19 protein-coding genes and 1 tRNA gene are annotated in these 21,756 nt (G+C 70.6%); 10 read left to right on the top strand and 10 right to left on the bottom strand.

Annotation, left to right across the window (positions count from 1 at the left end):
• Positions 1 to 38: 38 nt before the first annotated feature.
• Together IOD14_RS00220 and IOD14_RS00215 are read left to right on the top strand one after the other, a co-directional pair.
• Complete coding sequence (locus tag IOD14_RS00220; RefSeq protein ID WP_123990414.1) at positions 39 to 1,181, top strand: acyl-CoA dehydrogenase family protein; 1,143 nt, start codon at positions 39 to 41, stop codon at positions 1,179 to 1,181.
• 74 nt (positions 1,182 to 1,255) lie between these two features.
• Positions 1,256 to 1,441, top strand: a complete 186-nt coding sequence (locus IOD14_RS00215; protein WP_123990413.1) for a hypothetical protein — start codon at positions 1,256 to 1,258, stop codon at positions 1,439 to 1,441.
• Between the two features lie 30 nt (positions 1,442 to 1,471).
• Here IOD14_RS00215 and IOD14_RS00210 read toward each other — a convergent pair whose 3' ends face one another.
• The 5 genes from IOD14_RS00210 to IOD14_RS00190 form a co-directional block, all read right to left on the bottom strand.
• Positions 1,472 to 1,801 carry a rhodanese-like domain-containing protein gene (locus tag IOD14_RS00210; RefSeq protein ID WP_123992746.1) on the bottom strand — a complete coding sequence of 110 codons (330 nt, stop codon included), beginning with the start codon at positions 1,799 to 1,801 and terminating at the stop codon, positions 1,472 to 1,474.
• 56 nt (positions 1,802 to 1,857) lie between these two features.
• A complete protein-coding gene (locus IOD14_RS00205; RefSeq protein ID WP_249125782.1) occupies positions 1,858 to 2,712 on the bottom strand; it encodes a J domain-containing protein in 855 nt (284 codons plus the stop codon).
• 79 nt (positions 2,713 to 2,791) lie between these two features.
• On the bottom strand, positions 2,792 to 4,273 hold the full coding sequence (locus IOD14_RS00200; protein ID WP_249126231.1) for a DUF2252 domain-containing protein: 1,482 nt from the start codon (positions 4,271 to 4,273) through the stop codon (positions 2,792 to 2,794).
• Between the two features lie 176 nt (positions 4,274 to 4,449).
• Positions 4,450 to 5,082 (bottom strand): response regulator transcription factor, encoded by a 633-nt coding sequence (locus IOD14_RS00195; RefSeq protein ID WP_282959513.1) that lies wholly within the window; start codon positions 5,080 to 5,082, stop codon positions 4,450 to 4,452.
• Positions 5,082 to 6,389, bottom strand: coding sequence for a sensor histidine kinase (locus IOD14_RS00190; RefSeq protein WP_212673165.1), 1,308 nt, complete (start codon positions 6,387 to 6,389; stop codon positions 5,082 to 5,084). The genes IOD14_RS00195 and IOD14_RS00190 overlap by 1 nt, the downstream gene beginning before the upstream one ends.
• Positions 6,390 to 6,580: 191 nt before the next feature.
• On the opposite strand from IOD14_RS00190, the gene IOD14_RS00185 reads away from it, so the two are divergent.
• Positions 6,581 to 7,522: an ABC transporter ATP-binding protein gene (locus IOD14_RS00185; protein WP_212669339.1), complete on the top strand. Its 942-nt coding sequence runs from the start codon at positions 6,581 to 6,583 to the stop codon at positions 7,520 to 7,522.
• Entirely contained in the window at positions 7,516 to 10,032 is a 2,517-nt protein-coding gene (locus IOD14_RS00180; protein ID WP_212669337.1) for an ABC transporter permease, read from the top strand. Before IOD14_RS00185 ends, IOD14_RS00180 begins: the two co-directional genes overlap by 7 nt.
• 278 nt (positions 10,033 to 10,310) lie before the next feature.
• Here the strand turns inward: IOD14_RS00180 and IOD14_RS00175 are convergent.
• Positions 10,311 to 10,397: transfer RNA gene (locus IOD14_RS00175), tRNA-Leu, on the bottom strand.
• Positions 10,398 to 10,864: 467 nt separating this feature from the next.
• On the opposite strand from IOD14_RS00175, the gene IOD14_RS00170 reads away from it, so the two are divergent.
• From IOD14_RS00170 to pknB, 6 genes are all read left to right on the top strand, one after another.
• Positions 10,865 to 11,749 (top strand): DUF3662 and FHA domain-containing protein, encoded by an 885-nt coding sequence (locus IOD14_RS00170; protein ID WP_123990409.1) that lies wholly within the window; start codon positions 10,865 to 10,867, stop codon positions 11,747 to 11,749.
• A gap of 10 nt (positions 11,750 to 11,759) precedes the next feature.
• Positions 11,760 to 12,272, top strand: a complete 513-nt coding sequence (locus IOD14_RS00165; protein WP_020134183.1) for an FHA domain-containing protein — start codon at positions 11,760 to 11,762, stop codon at positions 12,270 to 12,272.
• Positions 12,273 to 12,370: 98 nt separating this feature from the next.
• Positions 12,371 to 13,939: a Stp1/IreP family PP2C-type Ser/Thr phosphatase gene (locus IOD14_RS00160; protein ID WP_123992743.1), complete on the top strand. Its 1,569-nt coding sequence runs from the start codon at positions 12,371 to 12,373 to the stop codon at positions 13,937 to 13,939.
• Between the two features lie 27 nt (positions 13,940 to 13,966).
• Positions 13,967 to 15,418, top strand: coding sequence for an FtsW/RodA/SpoVE family cell cycle protein (locus IOD14_RS00155; RefSeq protein ID WP_123990408.1), 1,452 nt, complete (start codon positions 13,967 to 13,969; stop codon positions 15,416 to 15,418).
• Positions 15,415 to 16,887 carry a penicillin-binding transpeptidase domain-containing protein gene (locus IOD14_RS00150; protein WP_123990407.1) on the top strand — a complete coding sequence of 491 codons (1,473 nt, stop codon included), beginning with the start codon at positions 15,415 to 15,417 and terminating at the stop codon, positions 16,885 to 16,887. Before IOD14_RS00155 ends, IOD14_RS00150 begins: the two co-directional genes overlap by 4 nt.
• A gap of 169 nt (positions 16,888 to 17,056) precedes the next feature.
• The gene (gene pknB, locus IOD14_RS00145) at positions 17,057 to 19,051 is read left to right on the top strand and encodes a Stk1 family PASTA domain-containing Ser/Thr kinase (protein WP_212669335.1); all 1,995 of its coding nucleotides are present in this window, start codon (positions 17,057 to 17,059) and stop codon (positions 19,049 to 19,051) included.
• A 66-nt stretch (positions 19,052 to 19,117) separates the two neighbouring features.
• Here the strand turns inward: pknB and IOD14_RS00140 are convergent, their stop codons facing one another.
• Genes IOD14_RS00140 through IOD14_RS00125 form a run of 4 tightly spaced genes read right to left on the bottom strand, consistent with a single transcriptional unit; the run spans position 19,118 to position 21,735 of the window.
• Positions 19,118 to 19,855 (bottom strand): class E sortase, encoded by a 738-nt coding sequence (locus tag IOD14_RS00140; RefSeq protein WP_212669332.1) that lies wholly within the window; start codon positions 19,853 to 19,855, stop codon positions 19,118 to 19,120.
• 13 nt (positions 19,856 to 19,868) lie between these two features.
• Positions 19,869 to 20,942 carry a class E sortase gene (locus tag IOD14_RS00135; RefSeq protein ID WP_123990404.1) on the bottom strand — a complete coding sequence of 358 codons (1,074 nt, stop codon included), beginning with the start codon at positions 20,940 to 20,942 and terminating at the stop codon, positions 19,869 to 19,871.
• A complete protein-coding gene (locus tag IOD14_RS00130; protein WP_123990403.1) occupies positions 20,939 to 21,577 on the bottom strand; it encodes an aminodeoxychorismate/anthranilate synthase component II in 639 nt (212 codons plus the stop codon). The genes IOD14_RS00135 and IOD14_RS00130 overlap by 4 nt, the downstream gene beginning before the upstream one ends.
• Complete coding sequence (locus IOD14_RS00125) at positions 21,574 to 21,735, bottom strand: hypothetical protein (RefSeq protein ID WP_155057297.1); 162 nt, start codon at positions 21,733 to 21,735, stop codon at positions 21,574 to 21,576. The genes IOD14_RS00130 and IOD14_RS00125 overlap by 4 nt, the downstream gene beginning before the upstream one ends.
• Positions 21,736 to 21,756 lie beyond the last annotated feature (21 nt).

Raw genomic sequence — 21,756 nt, 5'->3', positions numbered from 1 at the left:
GCGACCGGATCTGCCGACCCGTCGGAAGGACAGGGACCGTGGACTTCACCTTCAGCGAGGAGCAGCAGGCGGCGGCCGAGGCGGCACGGGGGGTGTTCGCCGACGTCCTGCCGGACGCGGTGCCGTCCCCTGCGCTGACCCCGGGTGCGGTGGCCGACGAGTTCGACCGCTCGCTGTGGGCCCGGCTCGCCGAGGCGGACCTGCTGAGCCTGCTGGTGGCGGAGGAGTACGGCGGGGCAGGCTTGGACGCCGTCGCGCTGTGCCTGGTGCTGCGTGAGTCGGCGAAGGTGCTGGCGCGGGTGCCGCTGCTGGAGAACAGCGCGGCCATGGCGGCCGTACAGGCCTACGGCGGCCAGGAGTTGCGGGCGGAGCTGCTGGAGCGGGCCGGGCGCGGGGAGACCGTGCTGACCGTCGCCGCGAGCGGTCGTACCGGGCACGACTCGGCGGAACTCGCCGTCGGGGCACGGCAGGAGGACGGGGAGGGCGCCGACTGGATCCTGGACGGGGTGCAGACGGCGGTGCCGTGGGCGTACGACGCCGACTTCGTCGTCGTGCCCGCGCACACCGCCGGAGGCCGGACCGTTCTCGCACTGGTGCCCCCGGGCCATGACGGGGTCGGGCTCGGCGAGCAGTTCTCCACCAGCGGGGAGCGGCTGGGCGAGTTGCGGCTGGAGTCGGCGCGGATCGCCGCTCGCCACGTCATCGACGTCGAGGGCGCCTGGGAGTGGCTGCGGGACCTGCTCACCACGGGGACGTGCGCGCTGGCGCTCGGACTGGGCGAGCGGGTGCTGCGGATGAGCAGCGAATACACCAGCAAGCGGGAGCAGTTCGGGTTCCCGGTCGCCACCTTCCAGGCCGTCGCCGTACAGGCGGCCGACCGTTACATCGACCTGCGCGCGATGGAGGTCACCCTGTGGCAGGCCGCGTGGCGGATCGCCTCGGGGGCACAGGGCGCGCTGCCGGTCGCTGGGGATGTCGCCGTGGCCAAGATCTGGGCCTCGGAGGGGGTGCGCCGGGTGGTGCAGACGGCACAGCATCTGCACGGCGGGTTCGGCGCCGACGTCGACTACCCGCTGCACCGCTACCACGCCTGGGCCAAGCATCTGGAGTTGTCGCTCGGTCCGGCGGCGGCGCACGAGGAGGCGTTGGGGGAGCTGCTGGCGGCGCATTCCCTGGGGTGACGCCGGATGCGTCCCACCGTCCGATCATCGGCTGAGATGATGACGGGGACCGCAACAGCAGAAGGAGACCGAGCATGCTGGTGCTCGTCCTGTCCGTCGTCCTCGTTCTCGTCGTCGGGGGATGCGTATGCGTCTGGTGGGCGGCGCGGGGCGGCCCGCGCTGGGTGCGGGCGGTGTCCGCGGCGACCCTCGCGGCGGGCGAGCTGGCCCGCGTCGTGAGCCGCGTGGAACGGAACCCGGGCGGCAAGGACGAGGGCTGAGCTCCCGCCCCCGCCGCGCGCGGTGGGCTGCTAGAGCACGAAGCCCGGCCGGCCGTCGTCGGTCACCACGGGGCGGCCCGCCTCGGCCCACAGCTGCATGCCGCCGTCGACGTTCGCCGCGTCGATGCCCTGCTGGGCCAGGTACATCGTGACCTGGGCCGAGCGGCCGCCGGAGCGGCAGATCACATGAACACGGCCGTCCTGCGGGGCGGCCTCGGTCAGCTCGCCGTAGCGGGCCACGAAGTCACTGATGGGGATGTGCAACGCCCCTTCGGCGTGACCCGCCTGCCACTCGTCGTCCTCGCGGACGTCCAGCAGGAAATCGCCGTCCTTGAGGTCCGTGACCTGGACCGTGGGCACACCAGCACCGAAATTCATGGCCCCGACGCTACCTGACGCCCCCGGGACGCGGTCGCTCACTCCTGCTCGAGCAGCTCCGCGAGCTCCGCCTCGCGCGTGGAGACGTCGGCGAGGAGTTTCTCGGCGATCTCCTCCAGGAGGCGGTCCGGGTCGTCCGGTGCCATCCGGAGCATCGAACCGATCGCGCTCTCCTCCAGCTCCCGGGCCACCACGGAGAGCAGTTCCTTGCGCTGGGCGAGCCATTCGAGGCGGGCGTAGAGCTCCTCGCTGGGGGTGGGACCCGGCTCCGGCGGCTTGGGCCCGGCGGCCCACTCCTCGGACAGTTCCCGCAGCAGAGGCTCGTCGCCGCGGGAGTAGGCCGCGTTGACCCGGGTGATGAACTCCTCGCGCCGGGCCCGCTCGGTCTCGTCCTGGGCGAGGTCCGGGTGGGCCTTGCGGGCGAGCTCGCGGTAGAGCTTGCGGGCCTCGTCGCTGGGGCGCACCCGCTGCGGGGGCCGCACCGGCTGCTCGGTGAGCATCGAGGCGGCTTCCGGGAACAGGCCCTCCCCGTCCATCCAGCCGTGGAACAACTCCTCGACCCCGGGCATCGGCATCACCCGGGCACGGGCCTCCTCCGCCTTGCGCAGATCCTCGGGGTCCCCGCTGCGGGCGGCCCGGATCTCCGCGATCTGCGCGTCCAGCTCGTCGAGGCGGGTGTACATGGGGCCGAGCTTCTGGTGGTGCAGGCGGGAGAAGTTCTCCACCTCGATGCGGAAGGTGTCCACCGCGATCTCGTACTCGATGAGCGCCTGCTCCGCGGCCCGCACGGCTCGCTCCAGCCGCTCCTCGGGCCGGGGGGCACCCCCGCCCTCGGCAGCCACCTGCTCCGCACCGGCGCCGCCGTCGTGCCGCTCAGCTTCCGGGGTCATCATCCGAACAGCGTAGGCCACGAGCGGAGGGCCGCCTCAACGATCGCCCCGGGTCCACCGCACCCGCCGCCGCGAAGACCGCTCACACGCCCGTCTCCCCCGCGATCCTCCCCGTCCGCACGGCCGCCAGCAGCTCCGCGTGATCCGCTTCCGTGCGGTCCGCGTAGGTCACGGCGAACGTGGCGATGGCCTCGTCGAGCTCGTCGTTCTTGCCGCAGTAGCCGGAGACCAGGCGCGGGTCGACGCTGTGCGAGTGGGCGCGGGCCAGGAGGGCGCCGGTCATGCGGCCGTAGTCGTCTATCTGGTCGGCGGAGAGCGCGGCGGGGTCGACGCTGCCCTTGCGGTTGCGGAACTGGCGGACCTGGAAAGGCCTGCCCTCCACGGTCGTCCAGCCCAGCAGGCTGTCGCTGACGACCTGCATCCGCTTCTGGCCGAGCACGACCCGGCGGCCCTCGTGGTCGACGGTCGGGGCGTCGAAACCCGCGGCGAGCAGGTGGGGCAGCAGGGCGGAGGACCTCGCCTCCTTGACCTGCAGGACCAGCGGTTCACCGCGGTGGTCGAGCAGCAGGACGACATAGGAGCGCGTGCCCACGCTGCCCGTGCCGACCACCCGGAACGCCACGTCGTGCACCGCGTGGCGGGCCAGCAGCGGGAGGCGGTCCTCGGAGAGCGTGGTCAGGTAGTGCTCCAGGGACGCGGCCACGGCGGCGGCCTCCTCGTCCGGCACCCGGCGCAGCACCGGCGGCGCGTCCACGAACCGTCGGCCGCCGTCCTCGGTCGGCTCCGTCGACTTCGCCGCGAAGCGCCCGCTGGTGTTGGCCCGCGCCTTCTCCGAGACCCGCTCCAGCGTGCCGACCAGGTCGTGGGCGTCGGTGTGGGAGACGAGTTCCTCGTCCGCGATCGCGTTCCACGCGTCCAGGACCGGCAGCTTGGCCAGCAAACGCATGGTGCGCCGGTACGCGCCCACCGCCCCGTGCGCCGCCGCACGGCAGGTGTCCTCGTCGGCACCGGTCTCCCGGCCCGCGAGGACCAGGGAGGCGGCGAGCCGCTTGAGGTCCCACTCCCAGGGGCCGTACACCGTCTCGTCGAAGTCGTTCAGGTCGATGACCAGGTCGCCGCGGGCGTCGCCGTACAGCCCGAAGTTGGCCGCGTGCGCGTCGCCGCAGATCTGGGCGCTGATCCTGGTCATCGGGGTGCGGGCGAGGTCGTACGCCATGAGGCCCGCCGAGCCGCGCAGAAAGGCGAACGGCGTGGCCGCCATCCGGCCGACCCGCAGCGGGGTGAGCTCGGGGATGCGGCCGCGGCTCGACTCCTCGACCGCGTGCACCGCGTCGGGGCGGGAGAGGTCGAGATCGAGCGCGGCATGGGCACTGCGCGGGACGCGCTCGCGCAGCGCCTTGCCCTCCTTCTTGGGCGAACCCTCGACGGGCCACTGGGCGAAGCCGGGCACCAGGGGCAGCCGCCGGGCCAGGCCCGCGGCGGTATCGGCCGACACCGAAGCCGACGCCGATGCGGACACCGGGGCCGACGCCTCCTGTGCCTCGGTCCCGTGACCGGCTCGCATCCCGGCCGTCGCGTTCACACCCGCATCGGTCACCGCGACCGCCTCCCCCGCAACTCGCAATTCGCAAGAACATCAACTTGTGCCGACCGTACAACGACCAGCCGAAACGCGTCAGACCCTGTGGACAACTCCGCGGCTGTGGAAAACAGATCCCGGAAAAGGATCCCCCGGGGCCCTCACGCCCGCAGGTACGCCAGCACCGCCAGCACCCGCCGATGGGTCTCCTCCGCCGGCGGCAGGTCCAGTTTCGTCAGGATGCCGCCGATGTGCTTGCCGACGGCCGCCTCGGAGACGACCAGTTCCCGCGCGATCGCCCCGTTGGACTTCCCCTCGGCGATCAGCGCGAGCACCTCACGCTCGCGCGGGGTGAGCCGCTCCAGCGGATCGCGGCGGCGGCGCAGCAGCTGGCGTACGACCTCGGGGTCCACGACCGTGCCGCCGTCCGCGACCTCGCACAGGGCGTCGACGAACTGCTCGACCTGGCCGACCCGGTCCTTGAGGAGATAGCCGACGCCCGTGCCGTCGCCGGAGTCGAGGAGTTCGGAGGCGTACGTCCGCTGCACGTACTGGCTGAGGACCAGCACCGGCAGGCCGGGGCGCCACTCTCGCAGCCGGACCGCCGCGTGCAGGCCCTCGTCCTGGAAACCGGGCGGCATACGGACGTCCGTCACCACGATGTCCGGGCCGTGCTCCTCGACCGCGACCAGCAGTGCCTCGGCGTCGCCGACCGCCGCCACGACCTCATGACCGCACCTGCCGAGCAGGCCGATGAGCCCTTCGCGCAGCAGCACGCTGTCCTCGGCCAGCACTATCCGCAGCGATCGGCCCGTGCCGCCAACCCGCTCGCCCCGCTCGCCCCGGCCGATTCCGTCAACTCGCAAGGGAACTCCACACGCAACAGGGTCGGACCACCCGGCGGACTGGACAGGGTGAGTGTGCCATCCAGCACCGACACCCGGTCGGCGAGTCCGGTCAGCCCACTGCCCGCCGAGGCGTCCGCGCCACCGCGACCGTCGTCCCGCACCTCCAGCAGCAGCCGTCCGCGGGAATGGCCGCCACGCACCTCGGCCCGTCCCGCGCCGCTGTGCTTGGCGACGTTGGCGAGGGCCTCGCAGACCACGAAGTAGGCGGCCGACTCCACGGCCTGATCCAGCCGCCCCGGCACCGCCAGCTCGACGTCCACCGGTACGACGGAACGGTCCGCCGCGTCGGCGACGGCGGCAGCGAGGCCGTAGTCCGCGAGGACCTTGGGGTGGATGCCCTGAATGAGCTCACGCAGTTCGGCGAGGGCCCGGCCGGCCTCGTCGTGGGCCTTGGCGAGCTGGTCGGCCAGGGGCCCCGGCGGGGCGTCGAGACGGGCCAGGCCGAGCGTCATCGTCAGGGCGACCAGGCGCTGTTGGGCGCCGTCGTGCAGATCGCGCTCGATGCGCCGGCGCTCCGCCTCGAAGGCGTCCACCAACCGCACGCGGGAACGGCTCAGTTCGACCACCCTGGCGTCCAGCTCACCGTCGCGCGAGGCGATCAGCAGCCGCGTCAGCCCGGCCCGGGCACCCGCCACGACCCCCATCGCGTACAGGCCCGACGCCAGGAGCAGCAGCCCGAGTACGGCCACCCCGAAGGCCGTCGGCCAGGTGGTGACCGTCCACTGCTTGAGCACCTTCGCCTCCCGGCCGTCCCCGACCGTGGCCATCAGCAGCGGAGTGGCGGCCATGGATGCCGGAACGAGCACGGCCACGGTGACCGCGAGGACGTCGAGCGGCCAGAGCAGTCCGGCGAACAGCAGGGTGTACCCGAGTTCACGCCAGGTCGCCTGTTCCTTGAGCCGCGTCGTCAGCCACGCCCACAGCCCTGTGGCAGCGGGTGCGCGGTGCGGATCGGGTAGCGGGTCCCCGTCGAGAAGGCGCAGCCTCCACCGCTCCGTCCGGGCGACCACGACGCCGGACAGCGCCAGCATGACGAGCAACGGCAGCCCCACGAGTACGGCCGCGAGCGCCCCGCCGGCCACCGCCAGCGTCACGACGCCCACCAGCACGACCGCGCCGGCCACGGCACCGGTCAGCAGATAGCCGACCGAGCGCCAGGGCCATGCCGACAGCAGGAAGCCCGGCCGGGACATGGCCTGCCACACATTCCGAGGATGCATGCGGATCACCGTAGAAGCGGGGCGCGGGGCGGGGCCATGGGCCAGGACGGAGGAGTCGGGGTATGGCCGGCCCTACCCCGGGTCTAGGTCCCGCCGCACTGCGCCCGACCGCCTCGGAACGGTTTCGTGGAACCACCGCGGACAACCGGACGAGTGGGGGACCCATGAACACCGACGCCATCAGCCTGCGATCCGTCAGCAGGACGTACGCCGGGACATACGGCAGGGCACTCGGCAGGGCATTTGGCAGGACGTACGCCAGGACGCGCCCCAGGAACACCAGCGGCGCCTCACCCGACGACACCTCCGTGACCGCACTCCACGACGTCACCCTCGCCTTCCCCCGCGGCACCTTCACCGCCGTCATGGGCCCCTCCGGCTCCGGCAAGTCGACCCTGCTGCAGTGCGCCGCGGGCCTGGACCGGCCCACATCGGGCTCGGTCACCATGGGCGGCACCGAGCTCACGACGCTCAGCGAGACCAAGCTGACCCTGCTGCGGCGCGAGCGCATCGGATTCGTCTTCCAGGCGTTCAACCTGCTGCCCTCGCTCACCGCCGAGCAGAACATCGCCCTGCCCCTCAGGCTGGCCGGCCGGCGCGTACCGAAGGCCCGGACCCGAGAGGTGCTCCACCAGGTGGGCCTGGCCGAGCGCGCCCGGCACCGGCCCACCGAGCTGTCCGGCGGCCAACAGCAGCGTGTCGCCCTGGCCCGGGCCTTGGTCACCCGCCCCGAGGTCCTCTTCGCCGACGAACCGACCGGCGCCCTGGACTCGCGGACCGGCCGCGAGGTACTGGCCCTGCTGCGCGCCATGGTGGAGCGCGAGGGCCAGACCGTCGTCATGGTCACGCACGACCCGGTGGCCGCGTCCTATGCCGACCGTGTGGTCTTCCTCGTCGACGGCCGGGTCAACGGCGAACTCGTCGGGGCCACCACCAACGACATCGCCACGCACATGACCAAGCTGGAGCCGGCACCCCCGACCCGACCGAGCGCCCGTATCGAGCCAACGCCCGAGCCGACCGCCCGCACCACACGCCCGACCCAGCCGACCGCCGCCCCTCCCACCCCCGGCACCGAGACCCGCCCGGAGAGCCACCCGTGCTGACCGTCGCCCTCCACGCCCTCCGCATCCGCTGGTCGACCTTCCTGGGCACCTTCGTCGCCCTCTCCCTCGGCGTCGCCCTGCTCGCCGTGATGGGCCTGACCCTCGCCTCCTCACTGGACGCGCCGAAGAGACAGCCCGAGCGGTTCACCACCGCACCTGTTGTCGTCCAGGGCCAGAACACCCTGAGCGTGCCGATCTCGATCGGCGGCCATGTTTCACGTGAAACACGCAAGCTCGCCCACCCCCACGCGGTGCCCGAGACCACCGTGGCCAAGTTGAAAAGGCTCGGCAGGGTCGTCCCGGACCGCTCCTTCCCGGTACGCGCCGAGGGCGCCCCACGCGATCTCGTCGGCCACCCCTGGTCCACCGCCGCCTTCGCCCCGTACAAGATCGCCGAGGGCCGCGCACCGCGCACCCGGGACGAGGTGGTCGTCACCGGTGGCTGGACGCACCCCGGGGACCGGCTGCGTACCGACCACGGCACGGTGCGCGTCGTAGGAACCGTCCCCTCCCGGGGCTTCGAGACCGCCGTCTTCTACAGCGACGCCCGGGCCGCCGAACTGTCCCCGCAGAGCACGCAGCTCGTGGTGGAGGCGGAGGCGCAAGACGTACGCGAAGCAGTGGAGGGGGAAGCCGTCCACGTCCTCACCGGCAGCGCCCGCCGTCTCGCCGACCCCGATCCGGACCGCGACCGGGAGGCGCTCACCGCCATGAACGCCCTGTTCGGCACCGCGGGGGGAGTCACCGCCTTCGTGTCGGTGTTCGTCGTGGCGTCCACCTTCGCCTTCTCGGTGGCCCAACGGCGCCGGGAGTTCGGCCTGTTGCGCACCGCGGGAGCCACGCCCGGCCAGATTCGCCGGACGGTGTGTGCGGAGGCACTCCTGGTCGGCGTGCTCGCCTCGGCCACCGGCTGTGTGCTCGGTGCGTACGGCGCCCCACGCCTCGCCGACCGAGTGGTCGACGTCGGCCTCGCACCGGACTGGTTCACCGTCGGCGACTCCAAGTGGCCGTACCACATGGCCTTTTGGACGGGTCTGCTCGTCGCGCTGCTCGGTGTGGTCGCCGCGTCCTGGCGTGCGGGCCGCACGAGCCCCGCCCAGGCACTGCGCGAGGCCTCCGTGGACGCCGGAGCGATGACACGGGGCCGGCTGCTGTTCGGGGCCGGTCTGCTGCTGACCGCCGCGGCGATGCCGGCCCTGGCCCTGATCTCGGACCCGGGCGAGCTGCTTCACCGCAAGACCTACGTGAGCCACCCGATGCTGCTGATCACCGCGGTCGCGTTGCTGGCGCCGGTCCTGGTGCGTCCCTTGACCCGGCTGTTCGTCTGGCTGCCGGCCCACCTGCCGGGAGCGGGCGGGATGCTGGTGCGTGAGAACGCCTCCGCGGGAGTCCGCCGTACGGCAGCCGTCGCGGCGCCCGTCCTGGTCACGGTCGCCCTCACGGGCTCGCTGCTGGGTGCGACGGCCACACTGAACGAGGCCAAGGCCACCGAGGCGCGCGAACGAACCACGGCCGACTTCGTGGTCGTGCCCACCGGAAACGCCGGCCACGGCAGCCATACCGGGAGCCACGACACCACCGCGACCCATGCCCCCACCCAGAACCCCGGCTTCGACGCCCGGACGCTCCGGAACCTCCGCACCATCCCCGGCACCACCGTCTCCGCGACCTCCTCGAGTGCCGTCTACGTCCTGGAGGACGGCGTGGCCCTGATCAGGTCCGAGGCCCCAGCCGGCGAGCCCGCAGCGCTCGCCGTGACCACCGCCCTCCCCTTGGCGGCCGGGCAGGTGAGCAACCTCGACGACCAGTCGATCATCGTCAACGAGGAGTGGGAGCGGCACACTGTGGGACAGACCGTGGACGTGTGGCTCGGCGACGGCACGAGGAAGTCGCTGCGGATCGCCGCCGTGATGACGACCGGCACCGGCGACAACGGGGTCTACGTCACCCCCGCCAACGCCCCCGGCGCCCACGTCGACCGCGTGGACGTCACTCTCGCCGCCGGTGCCGACCCCGCTGTCGTGGCCGGTGCGCTGCGGGAGGCGGGTGGGCACGTCCTCACCAGGGACCAGTGGCTGCGGGCAGGCAACCCCGGGACCGACCGGACCACCAGGTACGGCTTTCTGCTGGTCCTCGGCATCGCCCTGCTCTACACCGGGATCTCCCTGGCCAACACGATGCTCATGGCGGCCTCGGACCGGGTGCGCGACCTGGCGGTGCTCCGCCTCGCCGGGGCCACCCGACGACAGGTGCTGCGGCTGGTCGGCGCCGAGGCGCTGACGGTCGTGGCGGTGGGCGGGGTGCTCGGACTCCTGGTCACCGGGCTCAACCTGGCCGGGCTGCGGGGCGCGCTCGGCCTGCTGTCGGTGCATGCCCCGGTGCGGATCCCGTGGCCGGAGCTCGGCGCGGTCACCGGAGCGTGCGCGGTCCTCGCCGTGGTGTTCTCGGTCGCCCCGGCCGCCTGGGCGCTGCGCCGTGGAGCGATGGAACCGGCCGGTACGAGGGAGTGAGAGAGACCTCACAGCCGAGCCGCGGCGGCCGATGGGCACCACCGATTCACGCCCCGATTCGCACCACCGATTCACGCCCCGGTTCGAATCCGGGTCCCCCGGTTCACACTCCGGTCCGTACCGCCGCCACGGCATTGCGCGCGGCCACACGGACCGGCATCACAAGCACAGGGCCCCGGCCGTGAGATACCTCACCGCCCGGGCCCTTCAGCACAACGAGGAACGGGCCCTCACCATGACTTTCGTCACTGGTGAAGACCCGTTCCATCGGTTCTTCGTGGTGCGCGAGGGGGGAGTTGAACCCCCACGCCCTTGCGGGCACTGGAACCTGAATCCAGCGCGTCTGCCTATTCCGCCACCCGCGCATTGGGTGTGTCCTCGGGCCCCTCGCCTTGCGGTGCGGCGCCTTCCGACACGCAGAACATTAGCACGCTGGAGGGGGTGGGTTCACATCCCATATCCGGGGGCAGCCGCCCACCAGCGGGTTCGGCGGCGGCCCCCGAACCGGGGTGCCGCGGTGCACGTATCAACCTGTGCCGGTTCACGTATCAACCTCGTACCGGTAGGGCCCGTCTCCCCAGGAGCCGGTAGGGGTCCACAGTCAGGTGCGGGACACTGGTCTGCGGCCGCCTCTACGATCCTTGACAGAGGAGTTCGACAGCGGAGTTCGAAGTGGAGCTCCACAGGGAACTTCGGAGGCGTCGACACCCGTCGACCGTGCCGACAGGGGGAACCAGCCGATTCACCGGCGCGTGGATACGATCAGTAAGCAGTACCAGGTAAACAGCAGCCGGCGCAGTACCCAGGACGGCAACGACGGAGGAGGTGCCTCATGGGAGTCCTGAAGAAGTTCGAGCAGCGTCTCGAAGGTCTGGTCAACGGCACCTTCGCCAAGGTGTTCAAGTCCGAGGTCCAGCCCGTGGAGATCGCGGGAGCACTCCAGCGGGAGTGCGACAACAACGCGACCATCTGGAACCGCGACCGCACGGTCGTACCCAATGACTTCATCGTGGAGCTGAGCACGCCGGACTTCGAGCGGCTCAGCCCCTACTCGGGCCAGCTCGGCGACGAGCTCGCCGGCATGGTGCGCGACTACGCCAAGCAGCAGCGCTACACCTTCATGGGCCCGATCAAGGTCAATCTGGAGAAGGCGGACGACCTCGACACCGGTCTGTACCGGGTGCGCAGCCGTACGCTCGCCTCCTCCACCAACCAGCAGGCCCCCGGCCCCGCGGCCCCGGCCGGCCGGCCCGGCGCACCGGCATCCGGCGCGGGCGGCTACGGCTACCCGCCGGCCGCTCCGGCGGGCGCCCCGCCCATGCCGGCCGCCCCGCCTCCCGGCCGCGGCGCCCCCGGCGGCTACGGCTACCCGCAGCCGGCCCAGGCCCAGCGCCCCGGCGCCGGCGGCCCGGTCGGCGCGCCCGCGCCGGGCTCCCGCACCCGTCACTGGATCGAGATCAACGGCACCCGCCACCAGATCTCCCGCGCAACGCTGGTGCTGGGCCGCAGCACCGAAGCCGACGTGCGGATCGACGACCCCGGCGTCTCGCGCCGGCACTGTGAGATCCGGACCGGAACGCCCTCGACGATCCAGGATCTCGGGTCCACCAACGGCATCGTGGTGGACGGGCAGCACACCACCCGCGCTACGCTCCGCGACGGCTCGCGGATCGTCGTGGGCAGCACCACCATCATTTACCGGCAAGCCGAAGGGTGAAGCGGGGGCAATGTCAGAGCTGACCCTCACGGTCATGCGGCTGGGTTTCCTGGCCGTACTGTGGCTGTTCGTGATCGTGGCCGTGCAGGTCATCCGCAGCGACCTGTTCGGTACGCGCGTCACCCAGCGCGGCTCGCGCCGGGAGGCAGGCCGGGCCCAGCAGGCCCAGCGGCAGGCGCCCCCGCAGCAGCGCCAGCAGCCGGCCGCAGGGGGCCGCCAGCGCCGTAACGCCCCCACCAAACTCGTGGTGTCCGAGGGCACCCTCACCGGCACCACCGTCGCGCTCCAGGGCCAGACCATCACCCTGGGCCGGGCACACGACAGCACCATCGTGCTGGACGACGACTACGCCTCCAGCCGGCATGCCAGGATCTACCCGGACCGTGACGGCAACTGGATCGTCGAGGACCTGGGCTCGACCAACGGCACATACCTCGACCGGAGCCGGCTGACGACTCCCACACCGATTCCGCTGGGCGCGCCGATCCGTATCGGCAAGACCGTCATCGAGCTGCGGAAGTAGTGCTACATCATGAATAGGCGTGAGCGGAGCGAGCACGCGGCGTGGGCCCCCACCCCGGGCCCCGGCGCGCTCCCGACCGGAGGGTGGGCACCGTGCGGATGTATCCGGAGCCGACGGGCGAGGTGCGCATGAGTCTGTCACTGCGCTTCGCCGCCGGATCGCACAAAGGCATGATCCGGGAGGGCAACGAGGACTCCGGATACGCCGGTCCCCGCCTGCTCGCCATCGCCGACGGCATGGGCGGCGCCGCCGCCGGCGAGGTCGCCTCCTCCGAGGCCATCTCCACCATCGTCGCCCTCGACGACGACGTGCCCGGCTCCGACGTCCTCACCTCGCTCGGCGTGGCCGTCCAGCGCGCCAACGACCAGCTGCGCTCCATGGTCGAGGAGGACCCCCAGCTCGAAGGCATGGGGACCACGCTGACCGCGCTGCTGTGGACGGGCCAGCGGCTCGGCCTCGTGCACGTCGGCGACTCGCGCGCGTACCTGCTGCGCGACGGTGTCCTCACCCAGATCACCCAGGACCACACCTGGGTGCAGCGCCTGGTCGACGAGGGCCGCATCACCGAGGAAGAGGCCACCACCCACCCCCAACGCTCCCTGCTGATGAGGGCGTTGGGCAGCGGCGAACACGTCGAACCCGACCTCTCCATCCGCGAGGTCCGCGCCGGCGACCGCTATCTGATCTGCTCCGACGGCCTCTCCGGCGTCGTCTCGCACCAGACGCTCGAGGACACCCTCGCCAGCTACCAGGGCCCCCAGGAGACCGTGCAGGAGCTCATCCAGCTCGCTCTGCGCGGCGGCGGCCCCGACAACATCACGGTCATCATCGCCGACGTCCTCGACCTGGACACGGGGGACACCCTCGCCGGGCAGCTCTCCGACACCCCGGTCGTGGTCGGCGCGGTCGCCGAGAACCAGCACCAGCTGCACGACAACGGCATCATGCAGACCCCCGCGGGCCGCGCCTCCGGGCTCGGCCGCCAGGGCCACGGGCAGGGCGGAGGCGGCGAGTACGGCGGGCCCGGCTCGTCCGACACCACCGGCTACGTCCCCGCGGGCGGCTTCGGCGACTACTCCGACGACGACTTCGTCAAGCCCCGCACGGGCCGCAAGTGGCTGAAGAGATCGTTCTTCTCGGTCCTCGCGCTCGCCGTCATCGGCGGTGGCCTGTACGGCGGCTGGCGCTGGACCCAGACCCAGTACTACGTCGGCGTCAACGGCGAGCACGTGGCGCTGTACCGGGGCATCAGCCAGGACCTGGCGTGGGTCTCGCTCTCGAAGGTGTCCAAGGACCACCCCGAGATCGAACTCAAGTACCTGCCGCCGTACCAGCAGAAGTCGGTCGAGGGCACCATCGCCGAGGGCGATCTGAAGACGGCCCAGAAGAAGATCGACGAACTGGGCGTGCAGGCCTCCGCGTGCAAGAAGGAGGCCCAGGCGCAGGCCACGGAGAGCAACAAGAACTCCAAGACCGGCGAGGGCGAGGCAGGCGGCACCACGGGAACCACCCGGTCCTCCCTGACGTCAAAGGCCACACCGACCCCGACGAGCACGTCCTCCCCGTCCCCGAACGCTTCGGCATCCCCGACCACGCCCACTCCCACCCCCGGCCCCACCCTGTCGGACGAGGAGAAGCAGGTCGTCGGGAACTGCAGTACGCAGTAGGCAAGCCGTGAGAGGCCCTGTCACACGATGAGCAGCAGTACTTCGAACACCTCGACGCACCATACGTCCACGATCGGCGCGATCGGCGCTCCGAGCCGCCGCAACACCGAGCTGGCGCTGCTGGTGTTCGCCGTCCTCATCCCGGTCTTCGCCTACGCCAACGTGGGCCTGGCCATCGACGACCAGGTCCCGGCCGGGCTGCTGAGCTACGGCCTGGGCCTCGGTCTGCTGGCCGGCGTCGCCCATCTCGTCGTACGCAAGTTCGCCCCGTACGCGGACCCCCTGATGCTGCCGTTGGCCACCCTGCTCAACGGCCTCGGACTGGTCGCGATCTGGCGGCTGGACCAGTCCAAACTGCTCCAGTCGATCGGCCAGGCCGGCGGCAAGGCGACCAACCAGCTGATCTACACGGCGATGGGCATCGCCCTGTTCGCCGTCGTGCTGGTCTTCCTGAAGGACCACCGGACGCTGCAGCGCTACACCTACATCTCCATGGCCGGCGCGCTGGTCCTGCTGCTGCTCCCGCTGGTCCCGGGCCTCGGCGCCGAACTCACCTACGGAGCCAAGATCTGGATCCAGGTCGGCAGCTTCACCATCCAGCCCGGTGAGTTCGCCAAGATCGTGCTGGCCGTCTTCTTCGCCGGCTACCTCATGGTCAAGCGCGACGCGCTGGCCCTCGCCAGTCGCCGCTTCATGGGCCTGTACCTGCCGCGCGGCCGCGACCTCGGGCCGATCATCGTCGTCTGGATGATCTCGATCCTCATCCTGGTCTTCGAGACCGACCTCGGTACGTCGCTGCTGTTCTTCGGAATGTTCGTCATCATGCTGTACGTCGCCACCGAGCGGACCAGCTGGATCGTCTTCGGTCTGCTGATGTCCGCGGCGGGCGCCGTCGGCGTGGCCAGCTTCGAACCCCACGTCAAGACCCGTGTGCAGGCCTGGCTCAACCCGATGCGCGAGTACACCCTGAGCCGCACCCCGGGTGCCACCGGCGTCCACTCCGAGCAGGCCATGCAGGCCCTGTGGGCCTTCGGCTCCGGCGGCACCCTCGGCACCGGCTGGGGCCAGGGCCACTCCGAGCTCATCCGCTTCGCCGCCAACTCCGACTTCATCTTCGCCACCTTCGGCGAGGAGCTGGGCCTGGCCGGCGTCATGGCGATCCTGCTGATCTACGGCCTGGTCGTGGAGCGCGGGGTGCGCACCGCCCTCGCCGCCCGCGACCCGTTCGGCAAGCTGCTCGCGATCGGCCTGTCCGGAGCCTTCGCGCTCCAGGTCTTCGTGGTGGCCGGCGGTGTGATGGGCCTCATCCCGCTGACCGGTATGACGATGCCCTTCCTGGCCTACGGCGGTTCCTCCGTCATCGCCAACTGGGCCTTGATCGGCATCCTGATCAGAATCAGCGACACCGCACGCCGACCGGCGCCCGCCCCCGCCCCCAGCCCCGACGCCGAGATGACCCAGGTGGTCCGCCCGACATGAACAAGCCCCTGCGCCGGATCGCGATCTTCTGCGGACTCCTGGTCCTCGCCCTGCTCATCCGCGACAACTGGCTCCAGTACGTCAAGGCGGACAGCCTCAGGGAGGACCCGGACAACCGCCGTGTCCTGATCGCCAGGTACGCCACCCCCCGCGGCGACATCATCGTCGACGGCAAGGCCATCACCGGGCACGCCGAGACCACCTCGGGCGACTTCAAGTACAAGCGCACCTACAAGGACGGCGCGATGTGGGCGCCGGTCACCGGCTTCGTCTCGCAGTCCTACGGCGCCAACCAGCTGGAGTCGATCGAGGACGGCATCCTCACCGGCAACGACGACCGGCTCTTCTTCCGCAACACCCTCGACATGCTCACCGGCAAGCCGAAGGAGGGCGGCAATGTCGTGACCACCCTCAACGCCGCCGCCCAGAAGGCCGCCTACAACGGTCTGAAGAAGCAGGGCGGCAAGGGCGCGGTCGCGGCCATCGAGCCCTCCACCGGCAAGATTCTGGCGCTGGCCTCCTACCCGTCGTACGACCCCTCGACGATCGCCGGCGGCAGCGACTCCGACGCGGCGGCCTGGAAGAAGCTCGACAAGAAGAACAACCCCGACGACCCGATGCTCAACCGGGCGCTGCGCGAGGTCTACCCGCCCGGCTCCACCTTCAAGGTCATCACGGCGGCGGCCGCGCTGGAGAACGGCCTGTACAAGTCCGCCGACGAGCAGACCAAGTCCCCGCTGCCCTGGACCATGCCCGGCACCACCACCGTGCTGAAGAACGAGGGCAACATCCCCTGCAAGAACGCCACCCTGCGGGTCGCGCTCCAGTACTCCTGCAACACCGTCTTCGGCAAGGTCGGCTCCGACCTCGGCAACGAGAAGATGCTCGAGGAGGCCAAGAAGTTCGGCTTCACCGAGCAGCAGTTCGTACCGGTGCGCTCCAGCGCGTCGGTCTTCTCCGACGACATGAACCCCTCGCAGACCGCGCTGTCCTCGATCGGCCAGTACAACACCGCCGCGACCCCGCTCCAGATGGCCATGGTCGCCGCGGCCGTCGCCAACAACGGCACCCTGATGAAGCCGTACATGGTCGACTCCCTCCAGGCGCCGAACGTCGACACCCTCGAGAAGACCGAGCCGGAGAAGATGAGCGAGCCGCTGTCGGCGGAGAACGCGCAGATCCTCCAGTCGATGATGGAGACGGTCGTCAAGGACGGCACCGGCAAGACGGCCCAGATGCAGGGCGTCACCGTGGGCGGCAAGACCGGTACCGCCCAGCACGGCGAGAACAACAGCAAGAACCCGTACGCCTGGTTCATCTCCTACGCCAAGGTCGGTGACAGCGCGCCGGTCGCCGTGGCCGTGGTCGTCCAGGACGACAACGCGGTCCGCGAGAACATCTCCGGCAGTGGTCTCGCGGCGCCCATCGCCAAAAGCGTCATGGAGGCGGTCATCGACTCCAAGAAGTGACCCCGCTCACGTCGCCTTCACATCGGTGCACGTTGCGATACCGGTCCTGTATCGGGTGACGCACTTGGCCAGGTCACACAAAGCTAGCCGGGTACGGTAGGCCCGGAGTGCAGCCTCCGACGGCACACACGTGCCGGTCGGGACCGACGGAGAGGGCTGGTAGGAAGCTATGGAAGAGCCGCGTCGCCTCGGCGGCCGGTACGAGCTGGGCCAGGTGCTCGGCCGTGGTGGCATGGCGGAGGTCTACCTCGCCATGGACACGCGCCTCGGCCGCACGGTGGCGGTGAAGACACTGCGCGCGGACCTCGCGCGCGACCCGTCCTTCCAGGCCCGGTTCCGCCGGGAGGCCCAGTCGGCCGCCTCGCTCAACCATCCCGCGATCGTGGCGGTCTACGACACGGGCGAGGACTACATCGACGGGGTCTCGATCCCGTACATCGTCATGGAGTACGTCGACGGCTCCACGCTTCGTGAGCTGCTGCACTCCGGCCGCAAGCTGCTGCCGGAGCGCTCCCTGGAGATGACCATCGGGATTCTCCAGGCGCTGGAGTACTCCCACCGCAGCGGCATCGTCCACCGGGACATCAAGCCGGCCAACGTCATGCTCACGCGCAACGGCCAGGTCAAGGTCATGGACTTCGGCATCGCCCGCGCCATGGGCGACTCCGGCATGACGATGACCCAGACGTCCGCGGTGATCGGCACCGCCCAGTACCTCTCCCCGGAGCAGGCCAAGGGCGAGCAGGTCGACGCGAGGTCCGACCTCTACTCCACCGGCTGTCTCCTGTACGAGCTGCTGACGGTCCGGCCGCCCTTCGTGGGCGACTCCCCGGTGGCCGTCGCGTACCAGCACGTACGGGAGGAGGCGCAGCCCCCGTCGGTCTTCGACCCCGAGATCACGCCCGAGATGGACGCGATCGTGCTGCGGGCCCTGGTCAAGGACCCCAACTACCGGTACCAGTCGGCCGACGAGATGCGCGCCGACATCGAGGCCTGCCTCGACGGACAGCCGGTCGCCGCCACCGCGGCGATGGGCTCGGTGGGCTACGGCGGCTACCCGGACGACCAGCCGACGACGGCCCTGCGCTCCGACGCGGGCGCCACCACCATGCTCCCGCCGATGAACCCGGACGACGGCGGCTACGGCTATGACGACCGCCCCGACCGGCGCCGCCAGAAGAAGTCGAACACCTCGACGATCCTGCTGGTGGTGGCGGGCATCCTGGTGCTCGTCGGCGCGATCCTGATCGGCAAGTGGATCTTCAGCGGTGGCGGTGCCGGCAACGACCAGGTGGCCGTGCCGAACCTCGTCAACCAGACACAGGCCGACGCCACCAGACAGTTGGGCAACGTCGACCTGAAGCTCGGCGAGGTCACGCAGAAGGCGTGTGAGAACACGGCCAAGGGCAACATCTGCGAGCAGAACCCGACGGGCGGCACGAAGGTCGACAAGAACTCCGCCGTCAGCATCGTGGTGTCCACCGGGGCGCCGAAGGTGGCCGTCCCCAGCGTCCTCGGCCAGGACGTCGACAAGGCCACCGAGACGCTGGAGAGCGACAAGTACCAGTTCGTCGTCAAGACCAAGCAGGAGGTGTCCACCGAGAAGGCGGGCACCGTCACGGGGCAGGACCCGGAGCTGGGCGCGGAGGTGGAGAAGGGGTCCACCATCACCCTCACCGTCGCCAAGGCCGAGGAGAAGTCCACGGTCCCGGACGTCATCGGCCGGTCCTGTGACGAGGCCAAGGCGCAGATGCAGGCGAACAACCTCGTCGGCAACTGCACCGAGGTCGAGACCGACGACACCAACCAGATCGGCAAGGTCATCTCCACGGCCCCGCAGGCCGGTACCCAGGCCGACAAGAACTCCTCGGTGAACATCCAGATCGGCAAGCCGAAGGACAAGACCGAGGTCCCGAACGTCGTGGGCCGCACGGTCGCCCAGGCCAGGCAGATCCTCAACAGCGCCGGCTTCACGAACATCCAGTTCGCGAACGGCAGCGACCAGAGCGACACCGCACTGGTGGCCCAGCAGGACCCGGGCGGCGGCAACGAGGTCGACGACCCGGGCAGCACCCAGATCACCCTGGCCACGGTGAGCGTCGGAGGCGGCAACAACAACGGCGGCAACAACGGCGGAGGCTTCTTCGGAGGCGGAAACGGCTAGCCGCACGGCAGCGAACGGAAGAGCCCCGGCCCCCTCAGTGGGGGCCGGGGCTCTTCCGTTCGGTGGTTACCGCAGTTCCTTCGGCAGCGTCCGCTCGCTGTCCACCTTCTGCGTGCGGACCAGTTCGCCCCACACGACGTAGCGGTAGCGGGACGTGTAGACCGGCGTGCACGTCGTCAGGGTGATGTAGTGGCCGGCCTTCTTCTTGCCGGACTCCTTGGGGATCTGGCCGAGGACCTTGACGTTGTACTTCGAGGTCTCGGGGAGGACGGCGTAGACCTTGTAGACGTACCACTCGTCCTTGGTCTCGAAGACGATCGGGTCGCCCTTCTTGAGCTTGTCGATGTTGTGGAACTTCGCGCCGTGGCCGTCGCGGTGGGCGGCGAGGGAGAAGTTGCCGTTCTTGCCGCTGGTGGGGAGCGTGGCCTTGACGGGGTCGGTGTAGTAGCCGGCGACACCGTCGTTGAGGATCTTCGTCGAGGTGCCCTTCTCGACCAGGACCTCGCCGTTCTTCATCGCGGGCACGTGCAGGAAGCCGATGCCGTTCTTGGTGTCCAGCGCGCCGGGACCGCCGGTGGTCCGCTCGGTCCAGGCGTCGCGCACCTTGTCGGCCTGCTTGTCCGCCGCGCGGTCGGCGACGACGTTCGTCCACCACAGCGAGTAGACGACGAACAGGCCGAGCACCAGGCCTGCCGTGATGAGGAGTTCACCGAAGACACTGACCGCCATGGCGATCGGGCCGGGGCCGCGGCGGCGCGGCGCAGGCGTGCCGGTGTTCTGCTCTTGTTCGGTGGTCGCTGCCACTAGTCATCTGCCCTTACTGGACGAGCGCATCCGGCTTGCCCTTGCTGCGCGGCCGTTCCTCGACCATCTTGCCCCAGACGATCAACCGGTACTTGCTGGTGAACTCCGGCGTGCAGGTGGTGAGGGTGATGTAGCGGCCGGCCGTGGTGAAGCCGGATCCCTTGGGGATGGGGTCGATCACGCTCGTGTTGCTCGGAGCCGTCACCGGAAGCGTCGACGTCATCTTGTAGACGTAGTACTCGTCCTGCGTCTCGACGATGATCGCGTCACCCGGGCTGAGCTTGTTGATGTAACGGAAGGGCTCGCCGTGCGTGTTGCGGTGCCCGGCGAGAGCGAAGTTCCCGGTCTTCGCGTCGGGCATCGCCGTCTTCAGCGGGCCCTCCCCGTAGTGGCCGACCATGCCCTTGTCGAGGACCTTCTTGTTGCTGACGCCCTCGGCGATCGGCACGACCACGTCCAGCTTGGGGATGTGCAGCAGGGCGAAACCCTGTCCCGGCTCGAAGGTGCCCGGGGCGCCCTTCCCGCTCGCCCAGTCGTTCTGGAGGCTGCTCGCCTCCTTGTCCGCCGCCGCGTGCGCCCGCACGTTCGTCCACCACAACTGGTAGCTGACGAACAGCAGCATCAGCACGCCGGTGGTGATGAACACCTCACCGATCGCCCGGCTCGCGACGACGGCCGGGCCGGGTTTGCGTGCCTTTGCCTGTCTGCGGGCCTCGACACGGGAGAGCGGCTTCCCGTCCGCGGACTCCAGCTCCGGCTGCGCCTCGGGGGCGGCCGTACCGCCATGACGCCCGTGACGGCGCTTGGCGGCCTTTCTGCGGGCCGCGCGGCCGCCCTGTGGGGATCCAGTGGCGGATGTGACGGAAGAGGCCGCAGAGGCGGATATGGAGGGCGGCGGCGGATCGGGTATCCGCAACGCCACCGTCTCGTCGTCGGCCGGAGGCACATACGGCGCCGGCGCCCCGGCGGCAGACCCCCCGCCGTAGGGATCGCCCCCACGGGGTTGGCCCCCGTAGGCATCGCCGCCGTAGGACTCGTACGACGCGTCGCCGTACAAGTCCTCGCGCTCGGGGCGCAGGGCCGTCACGCCGTGGCCCTGCCCACCACCGGGGCGAGCCCCGCCGACCTCGCCACCGCGCCCTGGTCCCCGCACTCCACCAGCCAGTTGGCCAGCATCAGGTGACCGTGCTCCGTCAGGACCGACTCGGGGTGGAACTGCACACCCTCGACCGGGAGTTCACGGTGCCGCAGCCCCATGACGATCCCGTCCTGCGTCCGCGCGGTGACCTCCAGCTCGGCCGGAACCGTCGTCGGCTCGGCGGCCAGCGAGTGGTACCGGGTGGCGGTGAACGGCGTGGGCAGCCCGGCGAAGACCCCGCGACCCTCGTGCTCGACCAGCGACGTCTTGCCGTGCAGCAGCTCGGGAGCCCGGTTGACGACCCCGCCGTACGCCACCTGCATCGACTGCATGCCGAGGCAGACACCGAAGACCGGTACTCCGGTCGAGGCGCAGTGGCGGACCATGTCCACGCACACGCCCGCCTCCTCCGGTGTCCCGGGGCCCGGCGACAGCAGGACGCCGTCGAAGCCGTCCTGGGCGTGCGCCGTCGACACCTCGTCGTTGCGCAGCACCTCGCACTCGGCGCCCAGCTGGTACAGGTACTGGACCAGGTTGAAGACGAAGCTGTCGTAGTTGTCGACGACGAGAATGCGCGCGCTCACTGGTTGTCCACCGTCACATCGTTGAAGGGCAGCAGCGGTTCGGCCCACGGGAACACGTACTGGAACAGGACGTAGACCACAGCAACGACCAGCATGAGCGAGAGCAGCGCCTTCACCCATGCGTTCCCCGGCAGATGCCGCCAGATCCAGCCGTACATGCCGTCCCTTCCGTCGCACCA

It is taken from the genome of Streptomyces sp. A2-16, from assembly GCF_018128905.1.
In the GTDB taxonomy this organism is placed as follows: domain Bacteria; phylum Actinomycetota; class Actinomycetes; order Streptomycetales; family Streptomycetaceae; genus Streptomyces.
This window is presented reverse-complemented; position numbering and strand designations above follow the sequence as displayed.